Raw genomic sequence first — 14,098 nt, 5'->3', positions numbered from 1 at the left:
CTCCCACAGTTGACCGCGCACTGATCTGGAATCCCGGCCATGCCCGCACTCACCACCTACACCACCAAGATCCAACCCGACTGGGTCGACTACAACGGCCATCTGCGCGATGCGTTCTACCTGTTGATCTTCAGCTACGCCACCGATGCGCTGATGGACAGGCTTGGCCTGGACAGCGAAAACCGCGAAGCCAGCGGCCATTCACTGTTCACCCTGGAACTGCACCTGAACTACCTGCACGAAGTGAAGCTCGGTGCCGACGTCGAGGTGCACACCCAACTGATCGCCTTTGATTCCAAGCGCCTGCATCTTTATCACAGCCTGCATTTAGTCGGTGATGAAAAGGCGTTGGCCGGCAACGAACAGATGTTGCTGCACGTCGACCTCGCCGGGCCGCGTTCTACGCCGTTCAGCGAGGCTACGCAGGCGCGGCTCTCGACCCTCATCGCGGCACAAGGCGAACTGCCCAGGCCCGCCCTCCTCGGCCGCGTCATCGGTTTGCCCGGCCAACAAAAAAGCCCCGACCAGCCGTGACTGGATCGGGGCGCAAGTGCCTTGTGTGAGCGGTACATCTCGAGGGTGACCAAACCGTCAAGCTGTGTGCCTGGGTTCAGTGTGCCGGTTACCGCAGCGGGCAAATGGCTCGAAAACGACACGTTCATAGCCATCCGAGGCATGGGCGCATTCTGCCCTTGCCGACTGTTTGAGCGGCTACCAGAATCAAGGTCAAACCCCGCTCCACTCACCAGGATTAAACGTCATGATGCACGCGGATTTGATTGACCAGGACGACCTGCTTAGCCAGTTGCGCTCACTGGGTTTCGAGGTGTCCAGCGGTGCCACCGCCGAACAGGCTTGCGAGTGTGCAGTGCGCGGCTTGAGCGCGGCGCGGGCCAAGGCGCTCAAGGGCATGGTTGAGCAGATGTACACCGGCAGCGCGACTATTTTGCCGGCGGTGCGGCAGGCGATCGATAAGCAGTTGTTGCCGGCTTTGATGCAGTTCAAGCAGAACTCCGGCGCCTGACAAACACCATTCCTGTAGGAGCGAGCTTGCTCGCGAAAATCGTCAACGATAACGCGGGGCCTCTGACACCCCCAGTGGTCTTGAGTTTTTCGCGAGCAAGCTCGCTCCTACAGTGAGCTGCGTCGGATTTAGAGCCTTACGCTGGCAAAAGTCGACTCATTGCGCGCCTGGCTCAACGCCGACATCGGCCCCGACAACGGTGACAACACCAGCGCCTGCGGAATCGGCATCATTGCCACCTGCTGCGTGGTATTGGAGCCAACACGCTCATCCCGTGGCGGAATGCCGAAGTATTCGCGGTAGCACTTGGAGAAGTGCGGGGTGGACACGAAGCCACACACCGACGCCACCTCGATGATCGACATTGGCGTTTGCTTGAGCAACTGCCGTGCGCGGATCAGGCGCAGCTTGAGGTAGTAGCGCGACGGCGAGCAGTGCAGGTATTTCTGGAACAAGCGCTCCAACTGGCGGCGGGACACGGCGACATACACCGCCAGCTCATCCAGGTCGATCGGCTCTTCCAGGTTGGCTTCCATCAGCGCGACGATTTCCTGCAGCTTCGGCTGGTTGGTGCCCAGCATATGCTTGAGCGGCACACGCTGGTGGTCCTGTTCGTTGCGGATACGTTCGTACACAAACATTTCGGAGATAGCGGCCGACAGTTCACGGCCGTGATCGCGGCTGATCAAGTGCAGCATCATGTCCAGCGGGGCGGTGCCGCCGGAGCTGGTGAAGCGGTTGCGGTCGAGGGTGAACAGGCGTGTGCTCATGGCCACGCGGGGGAAGGCTTCCTGCATCGAGGCCAGGCATTCCCAGTGCACGCTGCAATCAAAGCCATCGAGCAGACCGGCGCAGGCCAGGGCCCAACTGCCGGTGCACACCGCACCCAGGCGACGGGACTGGCGCGCCTGGCTTTGCAGCCACGACACATGCTCGCGAGTCACGGTACGCTGAATACCGACGCCGCCGCACACGATCACCGTGTCCAGGGCCGGGGCTTTTTGCATGGCCGCATCGGGGGTGATTTGCAGGCCGTCGCTGGCCCACACCTGGTTGCCGTCGACGCTTAGGGTCGTCCAACGATACAGCTCGCGGCCGGAAAGCTGGTTGGCCATGCGCAGCGGTTCGACTGCCGACGCCAGGGAAATCAGCGTGAAATTGTCCAGCAGCAAAAAGCCGATGGATTGAGGCGCACGGTTCTGGGGTTGGGCCCCGGCGTTGGACGACGTCATCGCAGTATCTCCTCACACAAAGCGGGTGATGGCCTCAGGCGAGGCTCTTGTTATTGCGCTCTCGCTACAGCAAGGCGAGAGGCTTTGAATTGATAGAGCAAATGCCGTGCCTGAATTTGAATGGCCATCCAATAAATCCTAAAAACGACCTCATGACGCGTCTAAACAAGCCCGTGCCGGAGGTAGGGATATGGCCGGAATTGTCCGTAGGAACGGGCCTGCCCGAGAGGTGTGAGCAGATCGGTAGCACTTGTGGGAAGGGGCTTTGAGGGTGTGGGAAAAGTCTGTCACCGCAGGCGCGGGGGACGGGAGGTCAGGCGGGTAATCGTTCGCAACCTACTTATCTATTTGCGACGCGCTAAAAGGTGGCGTGCTGGGCGGGAGATGTTCAATGTAGGAGCGAGCTTGCTCGCGAAGGTCGTTAACGATGACGCTGGCATTCTGGATGAACGCGGCGCTCTCGGGTTCTTCGCGAGCAAGCTCGCTCCTACAGAGAGGGATCAGGTCAGCACTCTACCGCGCTGACAGCCAACCCACCTCGCGACGTCTCTTTGTACTTGTCATGCATATCCGCGCCGGTATCGCGCATGGTGCGGATCACCCGGTCCAGCGAGATAAAGTGCTGGCCGTCACCCCGCAAGGCCATCTGGGCGGCATTGATCGCCTTCACCGCCGCAATCGCATTGCGCTCGATGCACGGCACCTGCACCAGCCCGCCGACCGGGTCGCAGGTCAGGCCGAGGTTGTGCTCCAGGCCGATCTCGGCGGCGTTGCACAGTTGCTCTGGCGTGGCACCGAGGATTTCGGCCAGTCCGGCCGCCGCCATGGCGCACGCGGAACCCACCTCGCCCTGGCAACCGACTTCGGCACCGGAGATCGACGCGTTCTTCTTGCACAGAATCCCCACCGCCGCCGCACTGAGCAGGTAGTCGACCACGTTGGCCTCGGTAACGTCCTCGCTGAATTTCATGAAGTAGTGCAACACCGCCGGAATAATCCCCGCCGCGCCATTGGTGGGAGCGGTGACCATGCGTCCGCCGGCGGCGTTCTCTTCGTTGACCGCCAGGGCGAAGAGGTTCACCCACTCCATGGCGCTCAAGGTCGAGCCGATCACATTCGGCTTGCCCAGTTCCTGCAGGCTGCGGTGCAACTTGGCCGCGCGACGGCGCACATTCAGGCCGCCTGGCAGGATGCCTTCGTGCTTGAGGCCCTGCTCGACACACGCCTGCATGGCGCGCCAGAGCTTCATCAGCCCGCTGCGGATGTCTTCCTCGGAGCGCCAGACCTTTTCGTTGGCCAGCATCAACTCGGCCACACGCAGGTTGTGGGTCTTGCACAGCTGTAACAATTCCACCGCGCTGGAAAAATCGTAAGGCAACTCGGTGCGGTCCATATCCGCCACGCCGCTCCGGGCCTGGGCTTCGTCCACCACAAAACCACCACCCACCGAATAGTAGGTGTCGCGGTGCAACTCGCCCTCATCACCCCACACCACCAGGGTCATGGCGTTTGGATGGAACGGCAGGTTTTCGTCGAGCAGGCGCATGTCCCGGGCCCAGACGAAAGGCACCGGCAAACGCCCGTCCAGCAGCAAGGTATCGGTCTCACGCAGGGTGTGGATGCGCACGCCGATCTGCGACGGGTCAATCGCGTCCGGCCACTCGCCCATCAGGCCCATGACGGTGGCGGTGTCGCTGCCGTGGCCGATGCCGGTGGCCGACAAAGAGCCGTACAGCTGAACTTCGACGCGCCGAACCTGTTCCAACAGTTCGCGTTCACGCAATGCTTGAACGAACAACGCCGCGGCGCGCATGGGGCCGACGGTGTGAGAACTCGAAGGCCCGATGCCGATCTTGAACAGGTCGAAAACGCTGATAGCCATTGCGGTAGAACTCCTCGATAAGCACGGCCAGGCTTGAACGAGGTGCTACGCTCAGATCGCCCAGATGGCGGCATCATCCGGCTTTTCCCCGCCGTCACGGCGTCTCACACCGACGCAACCATGCTCACGAGCGTCGCTTGCGTGCGAGAACGGCTTGGTCACTGTAGGAGCGAGCTTGCTCGCGAAAAGCGTATCGGCAACGCGGACCTCCTGACAGCGCTGCGTTATCGTTGACGACCTTCGCGAGCAAGCTCGCTCCTACGTTTTGCCTGAGGAAAAATCTGTAAGCGACGTCACCGACACTGGATACGACCATCCCTGTACTGGATACGACGCCCCCTGTAGGCGTCAGATTTTCACTGGTACATGATCAGTCTCGACTCGTTTGCAAGGCACCGTGCCATTCGCTTCCTCGCACGCTCCAACCGCAACCCTTATAAAGCGCGGCGAAGGCCGCCAGAAAAAACACAGGAGTCTACCCCGATGAAAGGTTCACCCTCGTTGTTGTTGGCCGCCATGCTGAGTCTGCCAGTCATGGCGCACGCCGCAGAACCGGAACAGTGCAAGACCGTCAACTTCTCCGATGTCGGCTGGACCGACATCACCGTCACTACCGCGACCACCAGCGAAGTCCTCAAGGGCCTGGGCTACAAGCCGCGCACCACGATGATTTCGGTACCGGTGACCTACAAGTCGCTGGCCGACGGCAAGAACATGGACGTCTTCCTCGGCAACTGGATGCCGACCATGGAAAACGACATCAAGCAGTACCGTGATGCCGGCACCGTGGAAACCGTGCGCGCCAACCTGGAGAACGCCAAATACACCCTGGCGGTCCCGCAGGCGCTGTACGACAAAGGCTTGAAGGACTTCGCCGACATCGCCAAATTCAAGGATGAGCTGGGCGGCAAGATCTACGGCATCGAACCGGGCAACGATGGCAACCGCACCATCCAGACGCTGATCGACAAAGACGCCTTCGGCCTCAAGACCGCTGGTTTCAAAGTGGTCGAGTCCAGCGAAGCCGGCATGCTTTCCCAGGTCGAGCGCGCCACCAAGCGCGACCAGGCCATCGTGTTCCTCGGCTGGGAACCGCACCCGATGAACACCCGCTTCAAGATGAAATACCTGACCGGGGGTGACGATTCGTTCGGCCCCAACTACGGCCAGGCCACCATCTACACCAACACCCGCAAGGGCTATACCCAGGAATGCAGCAACGTTGGCCAACTGCTGAAGAACCTGTCGTTCACCCTGAACATGGAAAGCACCCTGATGGGTAATGTGCTGGACGACAAGATGAAACCCGACGCCGCCGCCAAGGCGTGGCTGAAGAAGAACCCGCAAGTGCTCGACACCTGGCTCGCCGGTGTCACCACCGTCGATGGCAAACCAGGCCTGGAAGCCGTCAAGGCTTACCTCGCCAAGTAAACCCCGCTGACCCCGGGGCGGTGCGCTGCCCCGGGATGTATTCCCCTTCGCATGTGGACATTCACTACCATGCTGACTGAACAGAAAATCCCACTAGGCCAGTACATCGCTGCCTTCGTCGAATGGTTGACCCAGAACGGTGCCAACTACTTCGATGCAATCGCATCGACACTGGAAACGATGATCCACGGCGTGACGTTTGCGCTGACCTGGTTCAATCCGCTGGCATTGATCGGTCTGATTGCGCTGCTGGCTCACTTCATCCAACGTAAATGGGGACTGACTGTTTTTGTCATCGCCTCCTTCCTGCTCATCCTTAACCTCGGGTACTGGCAGGAAACCATGGAGACCCTGGCGCAGGTGCTGTTCGCCACCCTGGTCTGCGTGGTCATCGGCGTGCCGCTGGGCATTGTTGCCGCGCACAAACCGATGTTCTACACCATGATGCGGCCGGTGCTCGACCTGATGCAGACCGTACCGACCTTCGTCTACCTCATCCCTACCCTGACCCTCTTCGGGCTGGGTGTGGTGCCCGGGCTGATTTCCACGGTGGTGTTCGCGATTGCCGCGCCGATCCGCCTGACCTACCTGGGTATCCGCGATGTTCCGCAAGAGTTGATGGACGCCGGCAAGGCCTTTGGCTGCTCGCGCCGTCAGTTGCTCTCGCGCATTGAACTGCCTCACGCCATGCCGAGCATTGCCGCCGGCATTACCCAATGCATCATGCTGTCGTTGTCGATGGTGGTGATCGCGGCCCTGGTGGGCGCGGACGGCCTCGGCAAACCGGTGGTCAACGCACTCAACACCGCCGACATCGCCCTGGGCTTTGAAGCCGGCCTGGCGATCGTGCTGCTGGCCATCATGCTCGACCGCATCTGCAAACAACCCGACGCTAAAGTAGGGGGTGATGCATGAGCATTATCCGATTCGACAATGTCGACGTGATCTTCTCCAAAGACCCACGCGAAGCGCTCAAGCTGCTGGACCAGGGCATGAGCCGCAATGAAATCCTGAAAAAGACCGGCCAGATCGTCGGTGTGGAAAAAGCCAGCCTGGACGTCGAGAAAGGCGAGATCTGCGTGCTGATGGGCCTCTCGGGCTCCGGCAAATCCAGCTTGCTGCGCTGCATCAACGGCCTCAATACCGTCAGCCGTGGCCAGTTGTTCGTGGAGCATGAAGGCCGCCAGATCGACATCGCGTCCTGCACGCCGGCCGAGCTGAAAATGATGCGCACCAAGCGTATCGCCATGGTGTTCCAGAAGTTTGCCCTGATGCCTTGGCTGACGGTGCGCGAAAACATCAGCTTTGGCCTGGAAATGCAGGGCCGCCCGGAAAAAGACCGGCGCAAGCTGGTGGATGAAAAGCTCGAGCTGGTGGGCCTGACCCAATGGCGCAACAAGAAGCCGGACGAACTCTCCGGCGGCATGCAGCAGCGCGTCGGCCTGGCCCGCGCGCTGGCGATGGACGCCGACATCCTGCTGATGGACGAACCCTTCTCCGCCCTTGACCCGCTGATTCGCCAGGGCCTGCAGGATGAACTGCTGGAGCTGCAGCGCAAGCTGAGCAAGACCATCGTGTTCGTGAGCCATGACCTCGATGAGGCGCTGAAACTCGGCAGCCGTATCGCGATCATGAAAGACGGCAAGATCATCCAGTACAGCGTGCCGGAAGAAATCGTGCTGAACCCGGCGGACGACTATGTGCGCACCTTCGTCGCCCATACCAACCCGCTGAACGTACTGTGCGGCCGCAGCCTGATGCGAACCCTGGACAACTGCACGCGCGTGAACGGCTCGGTGTGCCTGGACCCGGGCGGCGATTCGTGGCTGGACCTGGCCGAAGGCAACACCATCAAGGGCGCACGCCAGAACGGCGTGGCGATGAACCTGCAGAACTGGGCACCGGGGCAAGCGGTGGAAGGTCTGGGCCGGGTGCCGACGCTGGTGGACTCCAATATCGGCATGCGCGATGCGTTGCAGATCCGCTACCAGACCGGCAACAAGCTGGTGTTGCATGACAACAACCAGGTGGTGGGAATCCTGGGGGACAGCGAGCTGTACCATGCCTTGCTAGGCAAGAACCTGGGCTGATACAACACTTGATCGTTCCCACGCTCCGCGTGGGAATGCCGCCTTGGACGCTCCGCGTCCGCTGTGAAGTCCTGACGCGGAGCGTCACAGGATGCGTTCCCACGCGGAGCGTGGGAACGATCTGAAGTGACTAGCTATAAACCCGGCCAAGGAGCTGCCGATGGCTTTCAAACTGATCGAGCACATCCCGCGTGATCTGCTCCTGAGTGAAGCCCATCAGGTCGTATTCCTGAGCACCGTTGTGCAGGTAGACCTCGGCACGGTAGTAGCGCGTACGTTCTTCTTCGGGCAGGTCGCTCGGCGCCGACGAGTAGGCATCCAGGCTCACTTCGTAGACAAACGGGTTACCCTCCTCCCTCTCGATCCGTACACCGATGCAGCGCTTGGATTTGCCGAGCAAGGTCTGCACGTGCAACCCCTGCTCACGCAACGCAGACGCGGCTTCTTCCAGCGCCGGCGTGACGTGCTTGTCCATGAAACGCTGCACGGTGCCCTGGCTCGGTTGCAGGTCCAGCGCGGTCAAGCGCTCGCTGAAACCACGGCGGCCGCGCTCAGCCAATTGCGCCTGCTCCTGTTCGATCGCCATGTCCTGGCGCATCGCCTTGTGCAAACCGAACATAAACAGCACCAGCACTACCGAGAATGGCAGCCCCGCCAGCACCACCATGGTCTGCATGGCTTCGAAGTTACCGGCGAACAGCAAGCCGATGGTCACCAGGGTAATCACTGCCGACCAGAAGATCCGCAGCCAATGCGGGGCATCTTCGTCCACGTTGCCGCCTTTGCAGGAAAGGTTGGCCATCATCACTGCGCCGGAATCCGCAGGCGTCAGGAACAGCACGAAGCCCACGAAGATCGACACGCCAATGACGATTTTCGACGCTGGGTAATATTCCAGCAGTTGGTAGATGGCCATGGACGGCTGTTCCAGGGCGGTCTTGCCCAGCTCCACCGCGCCGTGGTTCAACACCAGGTCCAGGGCCGAGTTACCGAAAATCGACAGCCACGCCAGGGTAAAGCCCAGCGGGATCAGCAACACGCCCGCCACCAGTTCGCGCACGGTCCGCCCACGGGAAATACGCGCGATGAACATGCCCACGAAGGGCGCCCAGGAAATCCACCAGGCCCAGTAGAACAGGGTCCACAGGCCCATCCAGCGCTCGGTCTTGTCGGCGTCGCCTTCGTACACATAGAGGTCGAAGGTTTTCAGGATGATGCCATTGAGGTAGTCACCGGTGTTCTGCACCAGGCCGTTGAGCAAATGCAGGGTCGGGCCGAACAGCAGAACGAAGATCAGCAAGCCGCTGAACAGCACAATGTTGAGGTTGGACAGGCGGCGGATGCCGTTCTCCACGCCCGACACCGCCGCGATGGTCGCCACGGTGCTCATCACGATGATCACGATCAGCAGGTTGGTGTTGCTGTGCTGCATGCCGAACAGGTTTTCCAGCCCGGACGAGACCTGCATCGAGCCGATCCCCAGGTTGGTCACCAGGCCCAGCAGGGTCACGAACATACCGAAGCCATCCACCGCATGGCCGGCCGCGCCTTTCACCCAACGCTCGCCCACCAGCGGGTACAGCGCCGAACGCAAGGCCAGCGGCTGGTTATGGCGGTACGCAAAGTACGCCACGGCCAGGCCGACCAGGGCATAGATCGCCCAGCCATGCAGGCCCCAATGCAGGAAGGTCAACTGCAGCGCCTGGCGTGCGGCGCCATTGCTGGCGGCCGCGCCTTCGGGCGGGTTGAAGTAGTGGTCCAGGGGCTCGGAGGCGCCGAAGTACAGCAGCGAAATGCCGATGCCCGACGAGAACAGCATCCCGGCCCAGGCGCCGTAGCTGAAGTCCGGGGTGTCGTCCTTGCTGCCCAGTTTCAATTTGCCGTAGGACGAAAACGCCAGGCCGACCACGAAGACGAGGTAGGCGGCGATGACCACCATGTAGTACCAGCCGAAGCTTTTCGACAGCCAGGCCTGGGCGACGCCGAGCATGCGCCCGGCCTCCTGCGGGGCGATGATCAGGATGGCGGTCAACAACAGAATCAATGCGGTGGAGGTGTAGAACACCCAACCGTTGACCCGTACCTTTTCTGGCGGGGTCTTTATAAGAGAGGCAGAACTCATGGCGCAGATGCTCCGGGCAGTGCGAGAGAGAAACACAAGGCAACGGTTAACCCAGGACATCGATTTTTCGGCAGTCGACGGACGGGTGTTATAAAGACACCCCGAAAATCCCTGGCCTCGCCGAAGCGGTGCCCAGGCCCTGATACGGCCTGTTTCAGGGGTTTTCGCAGGTGTCAGCGGTCGCGGCTCTCAGGTAGGAAATATCTGTAGGCAGCGACCATTTGTCGCAGAGCTTATTCTTTGTTGATTGAACGTTCAATCAAAACAAAATAGACTGGCCTTCAAGCCGATGGACGTGATCGCCCGTCGGCAGGCCTAAGGAGAGGTGCTACATGCCCAAGGTCGGTATGCAACCCATACGCCGCCAGCAATTGATCGAAGCCACGATGACGGCCATCGATCAAGTCGGAATGGGAGATGCCAGCATTGCGCTGATCGCCCGTTTGGCCGGCGTCTCGAACGGCATCATCAGTCACTACTTTCGGGACAAGAACGGCCTGATCGCGGCGACGATGCAGTACTTGATGAGCGTGCTGATGGAAAACATCCACGCCCGTCGGCAAGCGTTGAAGGATGACAGCCCGCGCGCCCACCTCCAGGTGATCGTCGCCGGCAACTTCGACGCCAGCCAGGTCAACGGCCCGGCAATGAAAACCTGGTTGGCCTTCTGGGCCTCCAGCATGCACCACCCGTCTTTGCACAGGTTGCAGCGGATCAACGATCAGCGTCTGTATTCCAACCTGTGCTGCCAGTTCCGCCGTGCGCTGCCATTGCCCGAAGCACGCAGCGCGGCCCGAGGGCTGGCGGCCCTGATCGACGGTTTGTGGTTGCGCGGTGCCCTGTCGGGAGACGCTTTCGACACGGAGCAGGCGCAACGCATTGCGCACGAATACATGGATTTCCAATTGGCCAAGCAGGTGAGTTAGAGCACCGATAACCGCTCAACTCCCGAACCGCGCCAACCACTTATGCACTTGCGAGGACTTTATGGCCCGTTTCGAACTGCAAAAACTCTACATTGACGGCGGCTACAGCGACGCTGGCAGCGATGCCACCTTCGAAGCCATCAACCCGGCTAACGGTGAAGTTCTCGCCCAAGTGCAACGCGCAACGAAGGAAGACGTTGAGCGCGCCGTGGCCAGCGCCGAGAAAGGCCAGAAAATCTGGGCCGCCATGACCGCCATGGAGCGCTCGCGCATCCTGCGTCGCGCCGTCGACATCCTGCGTGAGCGCAACGACGAACTGGCTGCCCTGGAAACCCTGGACACCGGTAAATCCTTCTCCGAAACCAAGTACGTCGACATCGTCACCGGCGCTGACGTGCTGGAGTATTACGCAGGCCTGGTGCCGGCCATTGAGGGCGAGCAGATCCCGCTGCGCGACACGTCGTTCGTCTACACCCGCCGCGAGCCGCTGGGCGTGGTCGCCGGTATCGGCGCGTGGAACTACCCGATCCAGATCGCCCTGTGGAAGTCCGCACCGGCCCTGGCCGCGGGTAACGCGATGATCTTCAAGCCGAGCGAAGTCACTTCGCTGACCACCCTGAAACTGGCCGAGATCTACACCGAAGCCGGCGTTCCAGCGGGTGTGTTCAACGTACTGACCGGCAGCGGCCGTGAAGTCGGCACCTGGCTGACCGAGCACCCGCGCATCGAGAAAGTCTCGTTCACCGGCGGCACCGACACCGGCAAGAAAGTCATGGCCAGCGCGTCCAGCTCGTCGCTCAAGGAAGTGACCATGGAACTGGGCGGCAAGTCGCCGCTGATCGTGTTCGAAGACGCCGACCTGGACCGTGCGGCCGACATAGCGATGATGGCCAACTTCTACAGCTCCGGCCAGGTCTGCACCAACGGCACTCGCGTGTTCGTGCCCAAGCACCTGCAGGCGGCGTTCGAAGCCAAGATCCTTGAACGTGTTGCGCGCATCCGTGTGGGCGACCCGCAAGACGACACCACCAACTTCGGCCCGCTGGTGAGCTTCGCCCACATGGAAAGCGTGCTGGGCTACATCGCCAAAGGCAAAGAGCAAGGCGCGCGCCTGCTGTGCGGCGGCGACCGCCTGACCGACGGCGAACTGGCCAAAGGCGCCTACGTGGCCCCGACGGTGTTCACCGACTGCATCGATGACATGGTGATCGTGCGTGAAGAAATCTTCGGCCCGGTGATGAGCATCCTCACCTATGAAACCGAAGAAGAAGTGATCCGCCGCGCCAACGACACCGACTTCGGCCTGGCGGCCGGCCTGGTCACCAAGGACCTGAACCGCGCCCACCGCGTGATTCATCAGTTGGAAGCGGGTATCTGCTGGATCAACGCCTGGGGCGAGTCCGACGCCAAGATGCCGGTCGGCGGCTACAAGCAATCCGGTGTTGGCCGTGAGAACGGCATCAGCTCGCTGAACAACTTCACCCGCATCAAATCGGTACAGGTCGAGCTGGGCGACTACGCCTCGGTGTTCTAACCCCGAGTTTTGTAGTGCCTGCGAGGCCGCCATCGCAGGCAAGCCCGCTCCCACATTTGGAATGCGTTCCCCTGTGGGAGCGGGCTTGCCCGCGATGAGGCCCGACCTGACCCAATCCAAAGAGGGTGCATTCAATGTCCCAAGAATACGATTACATCATTGTGGGTGCCGGCTCTGCCGGTAACACCCTGGCGACCCGTCTGACCGAAGACGAAGGCGTCACCGTTTTGCTGCTGGAAGCCGGCGGCCCCGACTACCGCCTGGACTTCCGTACCCAGATGCCGGCCGCCCTGGCCTTCCCGCTGCAAGGCCGCCGCTACAACTGGGCCTACGAAACCGATCCGGAGCCACACATGGACGGCCGCCGCATGGAATGTGGTCGCGGCAAGGGCCTGGGCGGTTCTTCGCTGATCAACGGCATGTGCTACATCCGCGGCAACGCCATGGACTACGACAACTGGTCGAAACTGCCGGGCCTGGAAGACTGGACCTACCTGGACTGCCTGCCGTATTTCCGTAAAGCCGAAACCCGCGATATCGGCCCCAACGACTGGCACGGCGGCGATGGCCCGGTCAGCGTGACCACGCCCAAGGCCGGCAACAACCCGCTGTTCCACGCCATGGTCGAAGCCGGCGTGCAAGCCGGTTACCCGCGCACGGAAGATTTGAACGGTTACCAGCAGGAAGGCTTCGGCCCGATGGACCGTACCGTCACGCCGAACGGCCGTCGCGCCAGCACCGCACGCGGTTACCTGGACACGGCTAAAAAGCGTTCTACCCTGACCATCGTCACCCACGCCCTCACCGACAAAGTACTGTTCGAAGGCAAGCGTGCCGTTGGCGTGCGTTACCTGATCGGCGCCGCCGAGGAGCGTGTTGAAGCCCGCGCCCGTAAAGAAGTGCTGGTGTGCAGCGGCGCCATTGCCTCGCCGCAATTGCTGCAACGTTCCGGCGTCGGTCCGGCGAAACTGCTGGAAAGCCTCGACATCCCGGTGGTCCACGACCTGCCTGGCGTCGGTGAAAACCTGCAGGATCACCTTGAGCTGTACCTGCAATATGCGTGCACTCAACCAGTGTCGCTATACCCTTCGCTGCTCTGGTACAACCAGCCTGCGATTGGTGCCGAATGGCTGTTCAACGGCACCGGCATCGGCGCCAGCAACCAGTTCGAAGCGGGCGGTTTTATCCGTTCGCGCCCGGAATTCGAATGGCCGAACATCCAGTACCACTTCCTGCCGGTAGCGATTAACTACAACGGCAGCAACGGTGTGAAAGAACACGGTTTCCAGGCGCACATGGGCTCCATGCGTTCGCCGAGCCGTGGCCGCGTGCAGTTGAAATCGAAGAACCCACGGGACTACCCGAGCATCCTCTTCAATTACATGGCCACCGAGCAGGACTGGCAAGAGTTCCGCGACGGCATCCGCCTGACCCGTGAAATCATGCAGCAGCCTGCGCTGGACCCTTACCGTGGCCGCGAAATCAGCCCCGGCATCGAAGTGCAAACCGATGAGCAGCTCGACCAGTTCATCCGCGAGCACGCCGAAACCGCGTTCCACCCGTCCTGCTCCTGCAAGATGGGCACCGACGAGATGGCGGTGGTGGATGGCGAAGGCCGCGTGCATGGCATGCAAGGCCTGCGCGTGGTGGATGCCTCGATCATGCCGATCATCACCACCGGCAACCTGAACGCGCCGACGATCATGATCGCCGAGAAAATCGCCGACAAGATCCGTGGCCGCAAGCCACTGCCGCGCAGCACCGCCGACTACTACGTGGCGGGCGATGCGCCGGTGCGGGGCAAGCCGCTGCGTGAAGTGGGGCCTGCTGCGCAGTAACTGATACACCGCGGCGCCT

11 protein-coding genes are annotated in these 14,098 nt (G+C 61.4%); 8 read left to right on the top strand and 3 right to left on the bottom strand.

All coding sequences use genetic code 11. The features are described 5' to 3' along the window. The first annotated feature begins 39 nt into the window (after window positions 1-39). Together BLL36_RS20975 and BLL36_RS20970 are read left to right on the top strand one after the other, a co-directional pair. Entirely contained in the window at window positions 40-534 is a 495-nt protein-coding gene (locus BLL36_RS20975; protein WP_076953227.1) for a thioesterase family protein, read from the top strand. A gap of 226 nt (window positions 535-760) precedes the next feature. Further along, entirely contained in the window at window positions 761-1,024 is a 264-nt protein-coding gene (locus BLL36_RS20970) for a hypothetical protein (RefSeq protein ID WP_076953226.1), read from the top strand. A 128-nt stretch (window positions 1,025-1,152) separates the two neighbouring features. Here BLL36_RS20970 and gbdR read toward each other — a convergent pair whose 3' ends face one another. Both gbdR and BLL36_RS20960 read right to left on the bottom strand, forming a co-directional pair. Next, on the bottom strand, window positions 1,153-2,256 hold the full coding sequence (gbdR, locus tag BLL36_RS20965; RefSeq protein WP_076953225.1) for a choline metabolism transcriptional regulator GbdR: 1,104 nt from the start codon (window positions 2,254-2,256) through the stop codon (window positions 1,153-1,155). Window positions 2,257-2,761: 505 nt separating this feature from the next. Beyond that, entirely contained in the window at window positions 2,762-4,138 is a 1,377-nt protein-coding gene (locus BLL36_RS20960; RefSeq protein ID WP_076953224.1) for an L-serine ammonia-lyase, read from the bottom strand. A 483-nt stretch (window positions 4,139-4,621) separates the two neighbouring features. On the opposite strand from BLL36_RS20960, the gene BLL36_RS20955 reads away from it, so the two are divergent. The 3 genes from BLL36_RS20955 to choV all read left to right on the top strand — a co-directional run bounded on the left by BLL36_RS20955 (window position 4,622) and on the right by choV (window position 7,659). After that, window positions 4,622-5,569: a choline ABC transporter substrate-binding protein gene (locus BLL36_RS20955; RefSeq protein WP_076953223.1), complete on the top strand. Its 948-nt coding sequence runs from the start codon at window positions 4,622-4,624 to the stop codon at window positions 5,567-5,569. A 69-nt stretch (window positions 5,570-5,638) separates the two neighbouring features. Further along, window positions 5,639-6,484, top strand: a complete 846-nt coding sequence (choW, locus tag BLL36_RS20950; protein WP_046069868.1) for a choline ABC transporter permease subunit — start codon at window positions 5,639-5,641, stop codon at window positions 6,482-6,484. Beyond that, window positions 6,481-7,659: a choline ABC transporter ATP-binding protein gene (gene choV, locus BLL36_RS20945; protein ID WP_076953222.1), complete on the top strand. Its 1,179-nt coding sequence runs from the start codon at window positions 6,481-6,483 to the stop codon at window positions 7,657-7,659. The genes choW and choV overlap by 4 nt, the downstream gene beginning before the upstream one ends. 130 nt (window positions 7,660-7,789) lie before the next feature. Here the strand turns inward: choV and BLL36_RS20940 are convergent, their stop codons facing one another. Beyond that, window positions 7,790-9,724, bottom strand: coding sequence for a BCCT family transporter (locus tag BLL36_RS20940; RefSeq protein WP_231999011.1), 1,935 nt, complete (start codon window positions 9,722-9,724; stop codon window positions 7,790-7,792). A gap of 389 nt (window positions 9,725-10,113) precedes the next feature. Between BLL36_RS20940 and betI the strand changes: the two genes are divergently transcribed. The 3 genes from betI to betA all read left to right on the top strand — a co-directional run bounded on the left by betI (window position 10,114) and on the right by betA (window position 14,079). Further along, window positions 10,114-10,707, top strand: a complete 594-nt coding sequence (betI, locus tag BLL36_RS20935; protein WP_076953220.1) for a transcriptional regulator BetI — start codon at window positions 10,114-10,116, stop codon at window positions 10,705-10,707. A gap of 61 nt (window positions 10,708-10,768) precedes the next feature. Then, the gene (gene betB, locus BLL36_RS20930) at window positions 10,769-12,241 is read left to right on the top strand and encodes a betaine-aldehyde dehydrogenase (protein WP_076953219.1); all 1,473 of its coding nucleotides are present in this window, start codon (window positions 10,769-10,771) and stop codon (window positions 12,239-12,241) included. Window positions 12,242-12,375: 134 nt separating this feature from the next. Further along, entirely contained in the window at window positions 12,376-14,079 is a 1,704-nt protein-coding gene (betA, locus tag BLL36_RS20925) for a choline dehydrogenase (protein WP_076953218.1), read from the top strand. The last annotated feature ends 19 nt before the right edge of the window (window positions 14,080-14,098 follow it).

The sequence above is a fragment of the Pseudomonas cedrina subsp. cedrina genome, from assembly GCF_001983175.1.
GTDB lineage: Bacteria > Pseudomonadota > Gammaproteobacteria > Pseudomonadales > Pseudomonadaceae > Aquipseudomonas > Aquipseudomonas cedrina.
This window is presented reverse-complemented; position numbering and strand designations above follow the sequence as displayed.

What these genes read in the sequence shown, in the direction of transcription:
- betA (WP_076953218.1), top strand. Translation starts at nt 12,376, where the DNA reads ATGTCCCAAGAATACGATTACATCATTGTGGGTGCCGGCTCTGCCGGT.
- BLL36_RS20955 (WP_076953223.1), top strand. Translation starts at nt 4,622, where the DNA reads ATGAAAGGTTCACCCTCGTTGTTGTTGGCCGCCATGCTGAGTCTGCCA.
- gbdR (WP_076953225.1), bottom strand. Translation starts at nt 2,256, where the DNA reads ATGACGTCGTCCAACGCCGGGGCCCAACCCCAGAACCGTGCGCCTCAA.
- betB (WP_076953219.1), top strand. Translation starts at nt 10,769, where the DNA reads ATGGCCCGTTTCGAACTGCAAAAACTCTACATTGACGGCGGCTACAGC.
- BLL36_RS20970 (WP_076953226.1), top strand. Translation starts at nt 761, where the DNA reads ATGATGCACGCGGATTTGATTGACCAGGACGACCTGCTTAGCCAGTTG.
- choW (WP_046069868.1), top strand. Translation starts at nt 5,639, where the DNA reads ATGCTGACTGAACAGAAAATCCCACTAGGCCAGTACATCGCTGCCTTC.
- betI (WP_076953220.1), top strand. Translation starts at nt 10,114, where the DNA reads ATGCCCAAGGTCGGTATGCAACCCATACGCCGCCAGCAATTGATCGAA.
- choV (WP_076953222.1), top strand. Translation starts at nt 6,481, where the DNA reads ATGAGCATTATCCGATTCGACAATGTCGACGTGATCTTCTCCAAAGAC.
- BLL36_RS20975 (WP_076953227.1), top strand. Translation starts at nt 40, where the DNA reads ATGCCCGCACTCACCACCTACACCACCAAGATCCAACCCGACTGGGTC.
- BLL36_RS20960 (WP_076953224.1), bottom strand. Translation starts at nt 4,138, where the DNA reads ATGGCTATCAGCGTTTTCGACCTGTTCAAGATCGGCATCGGGCCTTCG.